Annotated in this window: 17 protein-coding genes; 5 read left to right on the top strand and 12 right to left on the bottom strand. The window is 63.1% G+C overall.

Going from position 1 to position 15,579, the window contains the following annotated elements; genetic code table 11:
• The first annotated feature begins 144 nt into the window (after nt 1-144).
• The 3 genes from JFC13_RS01945 to JFC13_RS01935 are packed head-to-tail and all read left to right on the top strand — an operon-like array spanning nt 145 to nt 2,012.
• Complete coding sequence (locus JFC13_RS01945; protein WP_332839308.1) at nt 145-564, top strand: META domain-containing protein; 420 nt, start codon at nt 145-147, stop codon at nt 562-564.
• The gene (locus JFC13_RS01940; RefSeq protein WP_198395417.1) at nt 561-881 is read left to right on the top strand and encodes an META domain-containing protein; all 321 of its coding nucleotides are present in this window, start codon (nt 561-563) and stop codon (nt 879-881) included. Before JFC13_RS01945 ends, JFC13_RS01940 begins: the two co-directional genes overlap by 4 nt.
• A complete protein-coding gene (locus tag JFC13_RS01935; protein ID WP_198395416.1) occupies nt 882-2,012 on the top strand; it encodes a DUF808 domain-containing protein in 1,131 nt (376 codons plus the stop codon).
• Between the two features lie 3 nt (nt 2,013-2,015).
• On the opposite strand, the gene JFC13_RS01930 is transcribed toward JFC13_RS01935, so the two are convergent.
• The 8 genes from JFC13_RS01930 to JFC13_RS01895 all read right to left on the bottom strand — a co-directional run bounded on the left by JFC13_RS01930 (nt 2,016) and on the right by JFC13_RS01895 (nt 9,025).
• Nucleotides 2,016-2,963: an ABC transporter substrate-binding protein gene (locus JFC13_RS01930; protein WP_198395415.1), complete on the bottom strand. Its 948-nt coding sequence runs from the start codon at nt 2,961-2,963 to the stop codon at nt 2,016-2,018.
• A 69-nt stretch (nt 2,964-3,032) separates the two neighbouring features.
• The gene (locus tag JFC13_RS01925; RefSeq protein WP_198395414.1) at nt 3,033-3,905 is read right to left on the bottom strand and encodes an ABC transporter ATP-binding protein; all 873 of its coding nucleotides are present in this window, start codon (nt 3,903-3,905) and stop codon (nt 3,033-3,035) included.
• Complete coding sequence (locus tag JFC13_RS01920) at nt 3,902-5,008, bottom strand: FecCD family ABC transporter permease (protein WP_198395413.1); 1,107 nt, start codon at nt 5,006-5,008, stop codon at nt 3,902-3,904. The genes JFC13_RS01925 and JFC13_RS01920 overlap by 4 nt, the downstream gene beginning before the upstream one ends.
• The gene (locus JFC13_RS01915; protein WP_198395412.1) at nt 5,005-6,072 is read right to left on the bottom strand and encodes an iron chelate uptake ABC transporter family permease subunit; all 1,068 of its coding nucleotides are present in this window, start codon (nt 6,070-6,072) and stop codon (nt 5,005-5,007) included. The genes JFC13_RS01920 and JFC13_RS01915 overlap by 4 nt, the downstream gene beginning before the upstream one ends.
• An 85-nt stretch (nt 6,073-6,157) precedes the next feature.
• Nucleotides 6,158-6,652: a SufE family protein gene (locus JFC13_RS01910; protein ID WP_198395411.1), complete on the bottom strand. Its 495-nt coding sequence runs from the start codon at nt 6,650-6,652 to the stop codon at nt 6,158-6,160.
• Nucleotides 6,652-7,560 (bottom strand): sulfurtransferase, encoded by a 909-nt coding sequence (locus tag JFC13_RS01905; protein ID WP_198395410.1) that lies wholly within the window; start codon nt 7,558-7,560, stop codon nt 6,652-6,654. Before JFC13_RS01905 ends, JFC13_RS01910 begins: the two co-directional genes overlap by 1 nt.
• Before the next feature lie 150 nt (nt 7,561-7,710).
• Entirely contained in the window at nt 7,711-8,499 is a 789-nt protein-coding gene (locus tag JFC13_RS01900) for an alpha/beta fold hydrolase (protein ID WP_198395409.1), read from the bottom strand.
• A gap of 31 nt (nt 8,500-8,530) precedes the next feature.
• Nucleotides 8,531-9,025 carry an SRPBCC family protein gene (locus JFC13_RS01895; protein WP_198395408.1) on the bottom strand — a complete coding sequence of 165 codons (495 nt, stop codon included), beginning with the start codon at nt 9,023-9,025 and terminating at the stop codon, nt 8,531-8,533.
• Nucleotides 9,026-9,086: 61 nt separating this feature from the next.
• On the opposite strand from JFC13_RS01895, the gene JFC13_RS01890 reads away from it, so the two are divergent.
• Entirely contained in the window at nt 9,087-9,545 is a 459-nt protein-coding gene (locus JFC13_RS01890; protein WP_198395407.1) for an NUDIX hydrolase, read from the top strand.
• A 47-nt stretch (nt 9,546-9,592) separates the two neighbouring features.
• On the opposite strand, the gene JFC13_RS01885 is transcribed toward JFC13_RS01890, so the two are convergent.
• The 3 genes from JFC13_RS01885 to JFC13_RS01875 form a co-directional block, all read right to left on the bottom strand.
• Nucleotides 9,593-10,549, bottom strand: coding sequence for an iron-siderophore ABC transporter substrate-binding protein (locus JFC13_RS01885; RefSeq protein WP_198395406.1), 957 nt, complete (start codon nt 10,547-10,549; stop codon nt 9,593-9,595).
• 89 nt (nt 10,550-10,638) lie between these two features.
• Nucleotides 10,639-12,138, bottom strand: a complete 1,500-nt coding sequence (locus JFC13_RS01880) for an amino acid permease (protein WP_198395405.1) — start codon at nt 12,136-12,138, stop codon at nt 10,639-10,641.
• Nucleotides 12,139-12,199: 61 nt separating this feature from the next.
• Complete coding sequence (locus JFC13_RS01875; RefSeq protein WP_198395404.1) at nt 12,200-13,477, bottom strand: FAD-dependent oxidoreductase; 1,278 nt, start codon at nt 13,475-13,477, stop codon at nt 12,200-12,202.
• A 144-nt stretch (nt 13,478-13,621) separates the two neighbouring features.
• On the opposite strand from JFC13_RS01875, the gene JFC13_RS01870 reads away from it, so the two are divergent.
• Entirely contained in the window at nt 13,622-14,233 is a 612-nt protein-coding gene (locus JFC13_RS01870; RefSeq protein ID WP_198395403.1) for a TetR/AcrR family transcriptional regulator, read from the top strand.
• On the opposite strand, the gene JFC13_RS01865 is transcribed toward JFC13_RS01870, so the two are convergent.
• Entirely contained in the window at nt 14,211-15,482 is a 1,272-nt protein-coding gene (locus tag JFC13_RS01865; protein ID WP_198395681.1) for an alpha-hydroxy acid oxidase, read from the bottom strand. The genes JFC13_RS01870 and JFC13_RS01865 overlap by 23 nt on opposite strands.
• Nucleotides 15,483-15,579 lie beyond the last annotated feature (97 nt).

The following is a 15,579-nucleotide window of genomic DNA, read 5'->3' as shown; positions in this document are numbered from 1 at the left end:
ATGCGCGTTGATGGTGAACACAACTTACAAAACCTGAATTGACACCCAACTCGCCGTCTTCTCCATGATGCGCTCAAGGCTGGCCGTTATGATCGGTGCATGCTCAATCTCACTGAAAACAGACCTTCAGCTACGTTCAGACGTGTGATCGGAGTTGCTGTTCTCGGCCTCGTCCTCCCCCTTGCCGCGTGCGGGACAGGCTCCGAACCCAGCGAACCGACCAGCTCCGCACCCACAGAAACCAACACGCCCTCGGATTCGGCCGACTCCGCGGCCCTTGATCCCACCGGAAAATGGACCTCTCCTGAAGCTGGAGATCCGTATCTCGAGTTTTCCGAAGACGGACAGGTCAAGGGAACCGATGGCTGCAATGCAATCAAGACATCGTGGGAAGTCGATGGGGACAAGATTCTCATCTCCTCATTCACCACGACCCAGAAAGCATGTGCAGGCGTGGACACATGGCTGTCCAAAGCATCGTCGGCAACTGTCGAAGGCAACGTCATGAAGATCGCCGACGCCAGCGGGAAAGTCGTCGGCGGGCTGGAGAAGGAAGACAAATGACCAATTCAGTCAACGGCAAGTGGATCAGCACAAAGGACGGGTCCTCCGCGTTCCTCCAATTCGAGGAGGACGGAACGTTGACCGGCAGCGATGGCGGAAACCGGATCTCGACCACCTGGGGAGCGGAAGAGCCAGGAGCGGTCGTCAAACCCTTCGCCACCACACAGCGTGCCGTCATGGGGATGGAAGCCTGGGTGGGACGGGTTCACCGGGTTGAGGCCGAAGGTGACGTACTCACCGTTTTCGATCACAGCGGCAACCATCTCGGCGTGCTGAATCGCGCCGCCGCTTCAGACGAATCCGACGAAGGACGTTAAATGGCCGGCGGTCTGTTCGCACTCCTCGATGACGTAGCGGCACTCGTCAGACTCTCGGCAGCGAGCCTCGACGATGTCGCCGCAGGTGCTTCCCGGGCGGGAGTGAAAGCCGCCGGCGTCGTCGTCGACGATGCTGCGGTGACTCCGAAATTCGTTGAGGGCGTCGACCCGAAACGGGAGCTGCCGATCATCAAGCGCATCGCCTTCGGTTCGCTGATCAACAAGATCCTCATCATCTTGCCGATCATCCTGCTGCTCAGCGAGTTCGTCCCTTGGCTGCTGACTCCCCTGCTGATGGTGGGCGGCACCTATCTGTGCTTCGAGGGTGCGGAGAAGATCTTCGAGAAGTTCGGGTGGGTCGAGCACCATGAAGAGCCGAAGAAGGAGTCCAAGCACGGTAAGAAGGATGACGGCAACGCCGAGAAGAAGATCGTGCGTTCGGCCATCACTACTGACTTCGTACTCAGCTGCGAAATCATGGTCATCGCCCTCAACGAGGTGGCCAGCGAGGGCCTGCTCCCAAGGGCCATTATCCTCGTCGTCGTGGCCCTGGCTATCACCGTCGGTGTCTACGGTTCTGTGGCTCTCATCGTCAAGATGGACGACATCGGCCTGCACATGGCGCAGAAGGAGAAGCCGAGCTCGCAGAAGTTCGGTCGGTTCCTCGTCAAGGCCATGCCCAAGCTCCTCGGAGGCCTATCAGTCATCGGCACCTTCGCCATGCTGTGGGTCGGTGGACATATCATCCTTGTCGGTACTGACGAGCTCGGCTTCCATGCCCTCTACGATTTCGTCCATCACCTCGAAGAGCCAGTGGCCGCGATCGCCGGAGTCGGCGGATTCCTCGGCTGGTTGGTCAACACGTTCTTCTCGCTCATCCTCGGCGCCGTCTGGGGAGGAATCGTGGCTGGTATCGCTATCGGCTTCACCGCTTTGCTGAAGTCGGGGAACAAGAACGACAAGGACACAGCCACCGGCGCAAATGACGCCGAAGTGCCTGCTGAGACGGCTCCTGCAGACGACTCGGCAGACCCGTCCTCGATCGCGGACCCGTCCTCAACAGCCGATCACGGGGCGGGACCTAAGCCGAACTACGCACCCGGCCAGGCCAAAGACGCCTCGGACAGTTGAGTCCTATTTCTCCAGCACGTCTTGGATGTCGCTTTCGGTCATGAGCCAGTCGAGGCTGGCCGGGCTGGCACCGTTGATCGCAGTCGTGAAGTCAGCGCCTACGAACTTCGCGGTTCCGTTCTTCACTGCGGGTAGAGAGTCGAAGCTGGGGTTGTCTTCGACCGTCGACCTCGCATCGTCGCCCATGGCCCAGATGAAGAGGAAATCGGCATCGAGCTGGTTCAGCTCTTCGGCCGAGAGCGTGAACTTGTTGACCTCTTCGGGAGCCTGATGCTGCCCCGGTTCCAGTCCGAGGAGCTCGAGTGGGGCCGCATTGCCGAAATAGATGCCATCGGCACGAGGCGAGATGACCTGATAGGTCTTGCCCGCCACACCGAGATCTTGTCCCATTGTCTTCATCGACTTCTTCGTCGTCGCGATGATCTCATCGACCTCGTCCTTCTTGCCCAGCGCCTCACCGACGACTTCTGCGCTGACGTCCCAGTCGGGATTGGTCGATTCCGACTTCGGCACCACTACCGGGGCAATATCGGACAGCTGGTCATATACCGCTTTGTCCGTGACGTTCCAAGGAGCAGCGAATATGACATCAGGTTCGTACGACGCCACCTTCTCCACGTTGACCTCATAGGTGTCGCTGACCAGAGAGTCGTCTGCGACAGCGTCGAGAACCCCCTGTTGCCAGGCGTTGAGTTGATCGACGTTTGTGGCCACGGCCACCGGTGTCGTGCCCAGTTGCGCAGAGACGTCCGCCGAGGGTGTGTTGAGTGCGACCACGTTCTTCGGGTCTGCCGGAACCTCGACCTCACCCTTAAGAGTGTCCACCGTCACCGGTGCGACCGAACCTGTCTCATTCTCTCCCGACGAGCCGCTGGAGGCAGGCGCCGAGCAGCCGCTGAGGACCACTGCCCCCGTGGCCAGAGTTGAAACGACGATGTTGGCTCTCTTCATGATGTGCTTTCGGTCGGACCAGCAGTTAGTGGGGACCAGCCGGTAGTGGAGATCAGCAGGTATTGGGGGTCACCGATCAGCGAAGGTCTTCTTCGGTTTGCCGGGAACGATCATGGGTGCACCGGTGACAGGGTCATCGATGACGGTGCACTCGATGCCGAAGACCTGGTGAACCAGTTCTGTCGTGATGATCTCAGCCGGTGCGCCCTGGGCCACGATCGCGCCGTTCTTCATCGCGATGATCTCATCGGCATAGCGGCAGGCCTGGTTGAGGTCGTGAAGGACGGCGACAAGGGTGTGACCGTGTTCGTGATTCAGCTGAGCGAACAGGTCGAGGAGGTCGATCTGGAAGGCCAGATCCAAGAACGTCGTGGGCTCGTCGAGAAGCATCAGAGGCGTCTCCTGCGCCAGGACCATCGCCACCCAGACCCGTTGCCGCTGGCCCCCGGAGAGCTCGTCGACCTGGCGGGAGGAAAGCTCTTCGGTGTTCGTTGCACGCAGTGCCGTGAGCACGGCGACCTCATCCTGCTCAGTCCACTGCTTGAGGAACGACTGATGTGGGTGACGTCCGCGAGCCACGAGCTCTGCCACAGTGATGCCGTCGGGTGCGATCGAGGTCTGTGGGAGGAGCCCCAAGCGCTTGGCGATCTGCTTCGTCTTCAACTTCGCGATGTTTCCACCGTCGAGGAGCACCGTGCCCTTCGTCGGCGTCATCAGCCTGGCCAGTGCCCGCAGCAGAGTCGACTTGCCGCAGGCATTGGGGCCGACGATGACGGTGAACTTGCCCGGTGCGATCTCCACGTCGAGGTCGGCGACGACGTGCCGCTGGTCGTAGGCGAGATCGAGATTGCGAGCGGCCAGCGGAGCCGGAGCCGACGCTGCCGTTGACGTCGTGTCGGTCGTGTCCGGCGTCGCGTCAGTCGTATCAGGTGTGATGCTCATTGTGCCTTCCGAGCTTCTTGGATGAGGAGCCAGATCAGGTAGATGCCGCCGATGCACACGGTGACGACTCCGACGGGAAGTTGGGTCTCGCCCAAGGCATGCTGGGCGATGAGGTCGGCAGCGACGAGCAGAAGTGCTCCGACCGCCGCAGCTGAAAGCAGGCTGGTGCCCTGGGATTTCGCGATTCTACGTCCGATCTGCGGGGCGGCAAGTGCGACGAAGGCGATCGGTCCCGCGGCGGCGGTGACGACGGCGACGAGAGCTACGGCCACCAGGATGAGACCGGCGCGGACCGGTTCATTGCGCACGCCGAGCGCCTTGGCGGTGTCATCGCCGAGCTCCAGGGTTCCCAGACCCCGTGAGAAGAGCCCACATCCCAGCCCCAACAGCACCGTGCCGATGGCGGCCGGAAGCAGGGTCGACCAGCCCATGCCGTTGAGTGTTCCAGCACCCCAAGTGGCTGCGGCCATGGCGAGGTCGAGGTCAGCGCGCATGATCAGCCAGGTGTTGAAGGCGTTGAGCATGGCGGTCAGTGCGATGCCGACGATGATGAGTCGGAAGCCTTGGACGCCGCCCTTCCACGTCAGAAGGTAGACCACGATGGCGGTGAGGAGTCCGCCGATGATCGCGCCGAAGGCGGTGGAGACGAAGCTGGAGCCGAAGACGATGATGGTGACGATGCCGCCGGTGTAGGCACCGGTGGAGAAGCCGATGATGTCGGGGCTGCCCAGCGGGTTGCGGGTCAGTGATTGGAATACCGCACCCGAGATGCCCAGGCCGGCGCCGAGGACGATTCCGGCGATGATGCGCGGTGCCCGCCATTCGGCGACGACGGTGTTGACGATGCGTCTGTCGGCCTGGCCGAACAGCCCCTGGAAGACTTCGCCCGGGGTCAATGAGAACTCGCCGAGCAGCAGCCCCAGGAATCCGCAGCCCAGGGCCAGGAGAGTGACGATGCCGGCTGTGACGACGACGCGCAGATCGATGCGGAAGCCGAAGGCTCGCAGCATGGGGCGACCGAAGTTGATCCGCTCCCCCGGCAGAACGCGGTGTCCTGGAACGAGCACAGGGGCGTCACCGATCGGTGAGTTCGATGTCTTCACAGTCCGCTCGCCTTCTTTCTGCGAACGAGGGCGATGAGCACCGGCGCGCCGACGAAGGCGGTGACGACGCCGACCTGGAGTTCACCCGGTTTCATCACCACGCGTCCGAGCACATCGGAGACGAGGAGCAGGATGGGCGAGAGGATGACGGAGTAGCTGAGGATCCATCTCTGGTCGGGACCGACGATCCAACGGGCGATATGGGGAATCATGAGTCCGATGAAGCCGATGGGCCCGGCAGCAGCGGTGGCGCCGCCGGCGAGGAGGGTGACGGCGAGAATGGTGATGATGCGGGTGCGGTTGACCGAGGTGCCGAGACTGGCGGCCAGATCGTCGCCGAGTGCCACCGCGTTGAGCGAGTGGGCCAGGAACAAGGCGAGTACGATGCCGATGATGATGAAAGGGGCGACCGCTGAGACCGTGTCGAACCCGCGGCCGGCGATGGCTCCGACGTCCCAGGCGCGGAAGGCGTCGAAGGCTCGTTCGTTCGTGAGCAGGATTCCTTTGGTCAGCCCGGTCAGCACTGCGGCGACCGCGACTCCGGCCAAGGTCAGGCGGATCGGATCGACGCTGTGGTTCCTGCCCGAGGAACCGATGATGTACACGCCGGTCGTGGCCACGAGAGCACCGAGGAAGGCGAACCAGATGTAGCCGTTGATCGACGTGATTCCGAAGAACCCGATGCCGACGGCCACTGCGAAGGAGGCCCCGGCGTTGACGCCGAGGATGCCCGGATCGGCCAGAGGGTTGCGGGTCAGCGCCTGGATGAGCCCGCCGGCCAATCCCAGCCCCATGCCGACGAGGATGCCGAGCACGGTCCGCGGGAAGCGCAGTTCGAGGACGACCAGCTGGTCGTCGCTGCCGCTGGGGTTGAAGAACGCTCCGAGGACCTCCGAGATCGGCATGTCCCGGGTGCCGATAGCCAGCGATGCCAGCACCACGACGACCAAGGCCAGAATCGCGATGACAAGCCCGACGGTTCTTCTGATCTTCAGCGCCCGACTCGCCTTCCGACCGTTCACCTCAGACGGATTCGCCGAGGCGGTGGTGGCGAGACCGGTCATCGGAGGGTTCCTTAGTATCGACTAATTAAGGGCAGGCTAACCACAATCTAGTCGAAAACGTCGGCCCATCCAAACGATTTCCCGATCACTGACCTGTGATCTTTCCGATCCTCTCGGACGTCTGACGCTGAATCCGCGACAGCATGCCGCTCATCCCCCGCAGCCGCAGCGGGCTCACGATCTCCGTCATCGACAGCCGCAGAGGCAGGTCAGACGGGATGGACAGGACCACCTCGGCGGTCTGGCCATTGAGACCTTCGTGGAGGATCCCGGCGAAGCCACGTGTCGTCGGCGCCTCGGGAGGCGCTGAGAAATGCAGCTTCACGATCGCGGCATCGCCCTGCTCGGGGTTCTCGACCTCGGTGACGACGAAGATCGGCGACTGGCATTCGGGCACCGGCTCGAGCAGTTCTGGATGATCGGAGTAGCGCTGCGGCACCTCGGGCAGCTCCGAGGCGAATTCGAGCAGCAGCTGAAGCCGATCACCGGTTTCGGTCTCGGCGAAGTCCTCGACGATCTCGACCAGGCTCTCCGGCAGATCGGAATTGTCGGCCATCGCGGCGTCTGTATCGGCAGTCATCAGCGGCTGGGCACCTCGCCGGCCTCTGATCCGGTGACGATGGGAACGCCGACGACATTGCCCCACTCGGTCCAGGAACCGTCGTAGTTACGGACGCTGGTGTAGCCCAACAGGTGCTGAAGCACGAACCAGGTGTGGCTGGAGCGCTCGCCGATGCGGCAGTAGGCGATGACTTCATCGGCGGTGCCGAGCCCGGCCTCGTCGGTGTAGATGGCCTTGAGCTCCTCGGCTGATTTGAAGGTGCCGTCTTCGTTTGCGGCCTTCGCCCATGGCACCGATGCTGCAGTGGGGATGTGTCCTCCGCGCAGTGCGCCCTCTTCGGGGTAGGCGGGCATGTGGGTGCGCTCACCGCTGTATTCCTCGGGGCTGCGCACATCGATGAGGGGACGCTTGCCCAGGCTGTCTCTGACCTCGAGCAGGAAGGCACGCAGGGTTGAGTCGTCACGGTCGATGACCGGGTATTCGGTCGGTTCCCGGCGTGGCTTCTCCGTGGACAGTTCGCGCTCTTCGGCCTGCCACTTGGAGCGGCCGCCGTCCATGAGGCGGACGTCTTCGTGTCCGAACAGCGAGAAGACCCACAGCGCGTAGGCGGCCCACCAGTTGGATTTGTCGCCGTAGAAGACGATCGTGTCCTCACGTGAGATGCCCTTCGCGGACATGAGGGCGGCAAAGCCTTCACCGTCGACGTAGTCACGCGTCACGGTGTCGTTGAGTTCGGTGTGCCAGTCGACCTTCACCGCGCCGGGGATGTGCCCGGTCTCATAGAGGAGGACGTCCTCGTCGCTTTCGACGATGACCAGTCCGGGTTCACCGGCATGCTCGGCCACCCATTCGGTGCTGACCAGTCGTGATCCGTCTGCGTAGTCGGCGAATTTGGCCGTGGTATCGGCCGGGATCGCTGTGCTCACTCGTTCCTCCTCGTGAAGATTGTGATGTTGTGGCTCAATGGATCTCTGTGTGGCTCAACGCCACTGCCCACCAGCATATTCCTCACCAAGAGTGTCCCGATCCCGGGGTCTCACAGGTGAGATCGGGGCACCCCAGGTGAGTTCGCGGCGTCACGTGCGTGCGAGGAATGCCTGCAGGGAGGAGATGAACGTCTTCGGCTTCTCGGAGTGGACCCAGTGGCCTGATCCCTTGACGGTGAGAAGGGTTGCGCGGGGAAAGAGGGAGCGCATGAGAGGCAGATCGTCACGGGAGACGTAGTCCGATGTCTCACCGGCGATCCAGAGCACCGGACCGTCGAAGGTCGTCTCCCCCGTCTCGGGGAAGTCTCCGATCGCGGGCAGGCTCTCATGAAGCAGGGTGAGGTTGGGTTGCCAGGCGTACCCCGCCGAGGTGCTCCGCAGGTTCTGCAGCAGGAACCCCCTGATCGTGTCCTCTGGGATCTTCTCCTGCAGAGCTTCATCCGCAGCGGTGCGCGACTCGATCTCGTTGAGATCGAGTTCGGCGAGGCTCGAGAGCAGATGTTCGAAGACGCCGAGGGACCCGCCTGCATTGGGGGCGATGTCGACGACGACGAGGTGGTCGATGAGTTCCGGATGGCGCAGGGCCAGGATCATGGCGACCTTGCCGCCCAGGGAATGACCGACCAGGTGCACGGGCAGATCTTCGGGATCGGTCACCTCGACGATCATCGCGGCCACGGAGTCGGCCATGCCCACGTAGCTGAAATCCTCGGTCCAGTCCGAATCACCGTGGTTGGGCAGGTCGACGAGGAGGCTCGAGTAGTCGGGCTCGAGGGCTTTGGCGATGGAGGTGAAGTTCTTGCCGCGGCCGAAAAGTCCGTGGAGGAACACGATGCGCTCACCGGCGCTGCCGACGAGTCTGCTGGCGATATCAGTCACGCCTCCAGCCTACCCGGCACGTCTCACCAGGTCATCTGCTGTCGGTGGCCGCCTGCTCCAGGGCCTGCAACGATTGGTCGAGATAGTCGGGGCTGACGACGGGGAAGCCGCCGAATGCGTCTCGGATCTCCTGTGTTGTGCGTGACCAGTCATAGGTCAGCTTCACCTCGGTGCCGGTGTCCTTCTCGTCGAGGTCGTAGCGCCAGCGCCAACCACCTGGGGCCACATGACCGCTCTCATCGGCTTGTCCGGGATCCCATGCGATCGCGTGATCGGGTTCGAACGTTGTCACGGTGTTGTCGATCCGGTAATCACCGCTGGCTTCATCGAAGCGCATATTCATGGAGAAGATCTGTCCGGTGGCCGTGATCGGCGTCGGATCAATGGCGCCTCGCACCCAGTCCGTGGGTTCGGTGTCCCGGTGCCGAGCCGGATCAGCCAACACGGTGAAGATCGTATGGGCAGGGGCGTCGATCGTGCGGGTGGCGATGATGTGCTCGTTCGGGTATTTCGCTGCTTCAGCCATCTGATCAGCCTATTCACCGGACTGCGGCATGGGAAGAGATACTCACAGGTAGGCTGAGTCCATGCACTTCTCCGATTACGACACACGACTGGCCGGGTACGCGGTGATCGTCAACCAGGACCGGGAAATCCTTCTCAGCTGGTTCAACGGCGGCAACGAACCGGCCCATGCGCTGTGGACTCTGCCCGGCGGTGGAATCGAGTTCCACGAGAGCATCGAGGCAGGCACGATCCGGGAGATCAAAGAGGAGACGGGCTTCGACGCCGAGCTGATCCGGCCGCTGACGACACACACCTTCACTGAGAATCGCAGCAATTCCGCACGCCGCAGATCGGTCTCGCGTCCATTCAAGGGAGTCCGCGTCGTCTATGAGGCTCATATCACCGGAGGCATGCTGGGGACTCTCGAGGTCGACGGCACCACGGACCGCGCCGAATGGTTGGCCATCGACTCTCTGGCAGACGTGCGGCACGCCCGCATCATCGATATCGGTCTTGATGCGTGGCGTGCCGCAGTGTGAGGAAGCGTGACGGCCTTGTGAGTGCGAGAGCTGCTTGAGTGCGGCCGCTACTTCAGAGCATCCGCGACGAGGTCGGGCATCTTCTCCGCGGCGAACGACGCGGAGAGCACCGAGTTGAGTGAGAATGCCTGCCTCACGTCGTTGAGGTCCTCGGTCAGCACCAGGCTGTGCCCGTCCTCGACAGCTGGGATGCGCTTGAAGGCAGCGTCCTCGGTGACTTCGGAATCGGGGATGTAGATCGGGAAGGCCACGAGCAGGTCCGCGTCGAGATCATCGAGTTTCTCTTCGGACACGGTGGCGGTGAAGCCCGAGGGCTTGAGGGCTGCGACCTTCTCGGACTGCTTGAATCCGAGCTGTTCCATGAACTGGACTCGCTCCGACCCTTCGACGTAGGCTCCCCAGCCTTCCGAGGTCTTCGCGGCCACGCTCACGGACTTCCCGTCGAACTCCGGATGGGCCTCACGAGCGGCCTCATACTTCTTATCGAGAGCCTTGAGCACCTTCTTGCCTTCGTCTTCCTTACCCAGGGCCTGGGAGACGAGGTCGACCTGCTGGTCCATGGTCGTCAGGTAGTTGTCTCCGCCTTCAGGCGCTCCCACAGTTGGGGCGATCTCTGAGAGTCGGTCATAGCGCTCCTGCTCACCGGAGCTCTTCGTATCGAGGATGAGGTCAGGTTCGAGAGCTGCGATCTTCTCGAAATCGGGCTCCATCGTCTCGATGATCTCCGGGGCTTGGTCGTAGAGGTCCTCGGCCCAGGGGCCGACGCCCTTGCCGCCGAACTCCACCCAGTCGGAGGCTCCGACCGGCTGCACACCGAGTGCCAACGCGGTTTCCGCATCTCCCCATCCCAGCGCCACGACCTTCTGCGGGTCCTTCGGGACCTCGACGGAGCCGAACTTGGTGTCGATGCTGATACCGGAGGCCGCTTCCTCTTCACCACCCCCGCCGCCACAGGCAGCGAGCAGGAGTACGGAGGCGAGCATGGGGGCGAGAATTCTGCGCATGAGATCCTTCTTCGTGAGTTAGGCAAGCCTAGCTTAACGTATGCTCGAGGGCTTCTGCGACAGCCAGGCGCGGCGGACCGCAGCGACGGTCAGCCGAAACTGCCCGATTCCCGCTCGGGCCTGATCTCGAGTCCTTCGATGTCCATCTCATCGAGACCCACCGTGCGTGAGCGACGTCCCGTGACCAGTCGATGGATGAGCCACAGCAGCAGGAAGGAGGGCAGTCCGATGTAGGCGGAGGCAACTTCGAGGACCCGTCCCTCGACGATGGCCTGGACGTTCTGGCCGATGATGACGATGACCAGCATGACCAGTGCGATGATCGGTCCGATCGGGAACAGCGGCGCCCGATACGGCAGATCCGCGAGGTCTCGGCCTTGCTTGACGTAGGCACGGCGGAACCGGAAGTGGCACCAGGCGATGCCGACCCAGACGATGAACCCGGAGAGCCCGGAGACATTGATCAGCCACGTGTAGGCCCCACCGTCACCCATCACCTCGGAGAGGAATCCGAACAGCCCGATGACCGCGGTGGCCAGCAGGGCCATGACGGGAACTCCGCGTTCGTTGAGTCGGGCGAACAGCCTCGGCGCGGTTCCCTCCTTGGCCATCGCGTAGAGCATGCGGGTCGAGGCGTAGAGGCCGGAGTTGCCGGCCGAGAGGATCGCGGTGAGGATGACGGCGTTCATCACGGATGCGGCCACGGCGATGCCGGCGCGCTCGAAGACAAGGGTGAAGGGCGAGGCCGTGACGTCCTCGTTGTTGGCCGAGGCCAGCAGCGAGGGGTCTGAATAGGGCAGGAGGAAGCCGATGATGATGATTGCGCCGATGTAGAAGAGCATGATGCGCCAGAACACGGTGCGGATGGCCCGGGGCATATCGCGGCGCGGGTCGGCTGACTCGCCTGCGGTCACACCGACGAGCTCGGTGCCCTGGAAGGAGAAGCCGGCGATCATGAACACGCTGATGATCGAAACCCAGCCGCCCACGAATGGCGCTTCGCCTCTCGTCCAGTTGCTCATACCCGGCGATTGCCCACCGATGAGACCTAAGATCATGAGCACGCCGAGGACGAGGAAGGCGAGGACAGCGGCGACCTTGATGGCCGCGAACCAGAATTCGCCTTCGCCGAAGGCCTTGGCCGAGAGGAAGTTGAGCCCGGTGAGCAGGGCCAGGAAGATCGCGGCCCAGACCCAGGAGGGGACGTCCGGCAGCCAGAAGGACATGATGACCCCGGCCGCGACGAGTTCGGCGGCGAGTGTGATGGCCCAGTTGAACCAGTAGTTCCAGCCCATGGCGAAGCCGAATGAGGGGCTGACGTATTTCGAGCCGTAGGTGTGGAAGGAACCGGCCACGGGCAGATGTGTCGACATCTCCCCCAGGGACTGCATGACGAAGAGGACCATGATGCCGATCGCAGCGTAGGCCAGAAGTGCGCCGCCGGGTCCGGCCTGGGAGATCGTGCCGCCGGATCCGAGGAAGAGTCCGGTGCCGATGGCACCGCCGATGGCGATCATCTGCAGGTGACGTGACTTCAGCCCCCGTTTGAGTTCGCGGTTCTCCCTCACCGAGGCGGCTGTTTCGTTCATCGTGTCCCTTGACTGTCGTGCGACCGGTGTCCCGTTCGGGCCCCGGCCATTCTTACCACATTCAGATGTCGGCGCTGCGCACTTCGTCTGGTCTGGCCGGGTGTTTGAGGAGGTCGACGATCGGTGCCAATGCAGACTTGACGCTGACCAGCTTAAAGATCAGGTCTCGCAGACCGGCGACGGCCCGCGGCAGGTAGAACATGAATCGTGCAAGTTCACGAGAGGTTGACTGCGCCTGTTCGACCCTGGGCCGCTGGGCGGCCTCGAAGCGAGCCAGTGCCTCGGGCAGCCGCTCCGGTGAGGTGGATTCGAGGGACGCTGCGAGCATCCAGGCAGACTCCATCGACATCCCGGCGCCGATTCCGGCCGTGGGGAGGAAACCTGCCGCGGCATCTCCGAGGAGGACCGTGGTGCCCGTGACCCACTGGCAGCTGCGGAAGTCTCGCAGTGCCCAGAAATACGGATCCTCGGCCTCAGCGACGGCGGTCAGTGCCGCGTCGATCCTCGGACTCTGGGTGGTGAGTCTGCTGCGGACCTCGGTGACGAAGCGTTTGGGGCCGAGAGGTTCCCTCGAGTCCGGGACGCCGAGGAAGATTCCGATCCTGTCTTTGACTGGGTAGGCACCGAGGAAGAATCCCTCGCCCCAGAGTTCGTCGACCTGGTCGGTGTCAGCATCTGCCGGTGCCCAGGCGACCCACCCGCCCCATGCCGTGTCGACAGAGCTCTCGGCTGAACCGCCTGGAACGAGGCGCCTGCTGTGCGAGTTCAGACCGTCGGCGATGATGACGAGGTCGAATTCCGCACCATGCAGATAATGGTCCTCGCTGTGGACCCCGGTGGACACTTCCACCCGTGCCGGGCGGGGGTCGCCGTCCGCGGCAGGGTCGAGTGCGGCAAGGGAGACCAGCGATGAGTCGAAGGCCACGGGACAGGTCCCGGCCGAGAGGACGGCGAGGAGTTCTCCCCTGGCAATTCCTCTGTATTGCCCGTAGCGGGCCAGCAGACTGCCCAGACGGTCCTTGCGCAGCGTTTCGCCGGTATGGGCGTGGAATGCGTACCGGTCGATGGCCACGCTGTTCTCTTGGTACTGCTCGCGGACGCCGAGATCGTCGAAGACCGGGTCGACCATCGGCATGAGAGCGAGCATGTATCCGGCATGATCGTCATCGGTCATCGTCTCAGGATCTCGCGAACGCTCGATGAGTACGGGATGCCTGCCCTGCCTGCGCAGCAGTTGGGCGACCGTGACTCCTGCGATTCCGGCGCCCACGACGAGAATGCGCAGATCCTCTGTCTTCGCGGCCTCATACTGCTCGTCGAAGGGCATGTTCGTGATCATGACATCTCCTCGCGTCGTCATCTCCTGCAGCTGGCCTCTGTCTGCGCGGTGTCTTCGCGGTCAGCATGCGCAGAGTGGACTAGGTGGTCCAATCACGGTAGCATTGACTGGACCACCTGGTCCAGAGATTGCGAGGAAGAGATCGTGTCAGCTTCTGCATTCGCACGTATGCCGAGCGCCAAGCGGCAGGCGCTGATCGTCGCCGCCGCCGAGGAATTCGCCTCCCGCCCCTTCGAACAGGCCTCCCTCAACAGCATCATCTCCGCAGCTTCGATGAGCAAGAGCTCCTTCTATCACGTCATCGACTCCAAGGAATCCTTGTTGTCACTGGTCGTCGATGAGCTTCGCGAATTGGCGAGGAGAGAATGGACTCCGCCGGACCCGAGCAACTTCGCCTCAGACTTCTGGAAGACTGCTGCATACGTGTTCGACGATGCCCTGCGTGTCTGGCCGCAGGTTCGGGCACTCGAACTGCTGTGGCGGATCGTGCATGAAAATCGTGCCGATCCCGGGGTCACCCGCCTTGAGAGCAGCTACCAGAAGTGGATTTCGTCGGTGTTGGAGATCGGGCGGGAGGCTGGTGCCATCGATGCGGAATGTCCGGCGGACCTGCAGGCCGTGGCGGCCGCGAGCATGCTGGGCGCCTTCGACGAATGGACCCTGCAGCAGACCAGCCGCGACAGTCGAACCGGCGACAGCATCGAAGCCGCCGCCGGTCAGCAGTTCCGTCTGCTCAAGCGCCTGCTCGAGGCGTGAGCTGCTCTCCCGAGGTTCCCTTGGTCAAGCCGGGAACACCGGGCAGCCCCCTGGCCAGCTGCGGTCCGAGGTCGGAGATGTTCCGGGCTCCCATCAGGCCCATGGCAGTCAGTATCTCTGCCCGGATCAGGTCGATGGCCTTCTCCACGCCGCGCTGTCCGCCGGCCATCAGTCCGTAGAGGTAGGCCCGGCCAACGAGCACGAAGTCTGCTCCGGCACACAGAGCGGCCACCACGTCGGTGCCGGACATGATTCCGGAGTCGAGGATGAGTTCCATGTCCTCGCCGACGGCCGCTCGCACCTCCGCCAGTGCGGTCAGAGAGTCAGGTGCGCGATCGAGTTGGCGTCCGCCGTGGTTGGATACGACCAGGCCGTCTGCGCCGATGGCCCGGGCCCTGTCGGCATCTTCGGCGGTGAGGACTCCCTTGACGAAGAGCTTGCCCTTCCACTGCTGACGGATCCACCTGAGGTCATCGAGGTCAAGTGTCGGATCGAACATGGTCCGCGTCATCTCGGCCAAGGACTGCGAGGTGTTCGACAAGGAGGCATATTTCGGCGGTTCGGTGGTGAGGAAGTTGAACCACCAGCCGGGCCGGTAGGAGGCATCGAGGATCGTCTTCAGGGTCAGCTTCGGTGGGATCGAGAGCCCATTGCGGTTATCGCGCAGGCGCTGGCCCGTGATCGGAGTGTCGACGGTGACGAGCAGGGTTTCGTACCCGCTGGCCTGGGCTCGCTGAAGCAGATCGAGGCTGCGCTCGCGGTCCTTCCACAGGTAGAGCTGGAACCAACGGGTGGATCCCGGTGCCGCCTGGGCGACCTCTTCGATCGATCGCGTGCCCATCGTTGACAGCGAGAAGGGAATGCCTGCCTTTGTCGCCGCGCGGACTCCCCCGATCTCACCTTCGGAATGCATCATCCGCGTGTAGCCTGTCGGGGCGATGCCGAATGGCAGTGCTGTGTGCTGACCGGCGATCGTCGTCGATGTGTTCGGTGCCTCGACTCCGTGCAGGATCCGTGGGAGGAGTTCGACGTCGGCGAAGACCTGACGGTTCTTGCGCAGCGTGTGCTCATCGAGCGCGCCGCCGTCGACGTAGTCGAAGGGTGCCGTGGGGGTCACCCGCTTCGCGATGCGACGCAGGTCCCAGACATCGGCGGCGGAGTCGAGTCGCGCACCCACCCTGTCGAGCCTGGGCAAACCGAACTGCAGAAGAGGGGCGAGTTCCTTCACGTCGGGCAGCTGCCGTTTCATCATTCTCCTCATATTCGACACTGAATCTCATCGGGTTCGAGACCCCTGCGAGCACTGTGAGCCTCCGGCGCTCCTAGTATCCTCGGCGTCTCTGAGC

It is taken from the genome of Brevibacterium antiquum (assembly GCF_016107655.1).
GTDB lineage: Bacteria > Actinomycetota > Actinomycetes > Actinomycetales > Brevibacteriaceae > Brevibacterium > Brevibacterium antiquum.
The sequence above is the reverse complement of the archived record's forward strand: the minus strand, read 5'-3'. Positions and strand labels throughout refer to the sequence as shown.

What these genes read in the sequence shown, in the direction of transcription:
- JFC13_RS01875 (WP_198395404.1), bottom strand. Translation starts at nt 13,477, where the DNA reads ATGATCACGAACATGCCCTTCGACGAGCAGTATGAGGCCGCGAAGACA.
- JFC13_RS01910 (WP_198395411.1), bottom strand. Translation starts at nt 6,652, where the DNA reads ATGACTGCCGATACAGACGCCGCGATGGCCGACAATTCCGATCTGCCG.
- JFC13_RS01930 (WP_198395415.1), bottom strand. Translation starts at nt 2,963, where the DNA reads ATGAAGAGAGCCAACATCGTCGTTTCAACTCTGGCCACGGGGGCAGTG.
- JFC13_RS01885 (WP_198395406.1), bottom strand. Translation starts at nt 10,549, where the DNA reads ATGCGCAGAATTCTCGCCCCCATGCTCGCCTCCGTACTCCTGCTCGCT.
- JFC13_RS01925 (WP_198395414.1), bottom strand. Translation starts at nt 3,905, where the DNA reads ATGAGCATCACACCTGATACGACTGACGCGACGCCGGACACGACCGAC.
- JFC13_RS01935 (WP_198395416.1), top strand. Translation starts at nt 882, where the DNA reads ATGGCCGGCGGTCTGTTCGCACTCCTCGATGACGTAGCGGCACTCGTC.
- JFC13_RS01865 (WP_198395681.1), bottom strand. Translation starts at nt 15,482, where the DNA reads ATGAAACGGCAGCTGCCCGACGTGAAGGAACTCGCCCCTCTTCTGCAG.
- JFC13_RS01880 (WP_198395405.1), bottom strand. Translation starts at nt 12,138, where the DNA reads ATGAACGAAACAGCCGCCTCGGTGAGGGAGAACCGCGAACTCAAACGG.
- JFC13_RS01895 (WP_198395408.1), bottom strand. Translation starts at nt 9,025, where the DNA reads ATGGCTGAAGCAGCGAAATACCCGAACGAGCACATCATCGCCACCCGC.
- JFC13_RS01940 (WP_198395417.1), top strand. Translation starts at nt 561, where the DNA reads ATGACCAATTCAGTCAACGGCAAGTGGATCAGCACAAAGGACGGGTCC.
- JFC13_RS01915 (WP_198395412.1), bottom strand. Translation starts at nt 6,072, where the DNA reads ATGACCGGTCTCGCCACCACCGCCTCGGCGAATCCGTCTGAGGTGAAC.
- JFC13_RS01890 (WP_198395407.1), top strand. Translation starts at nt 9,087, where the DNA reads ATGCACTTCTCCGATTACGACACACGACTGGCCGGGTACGCGGTGATC.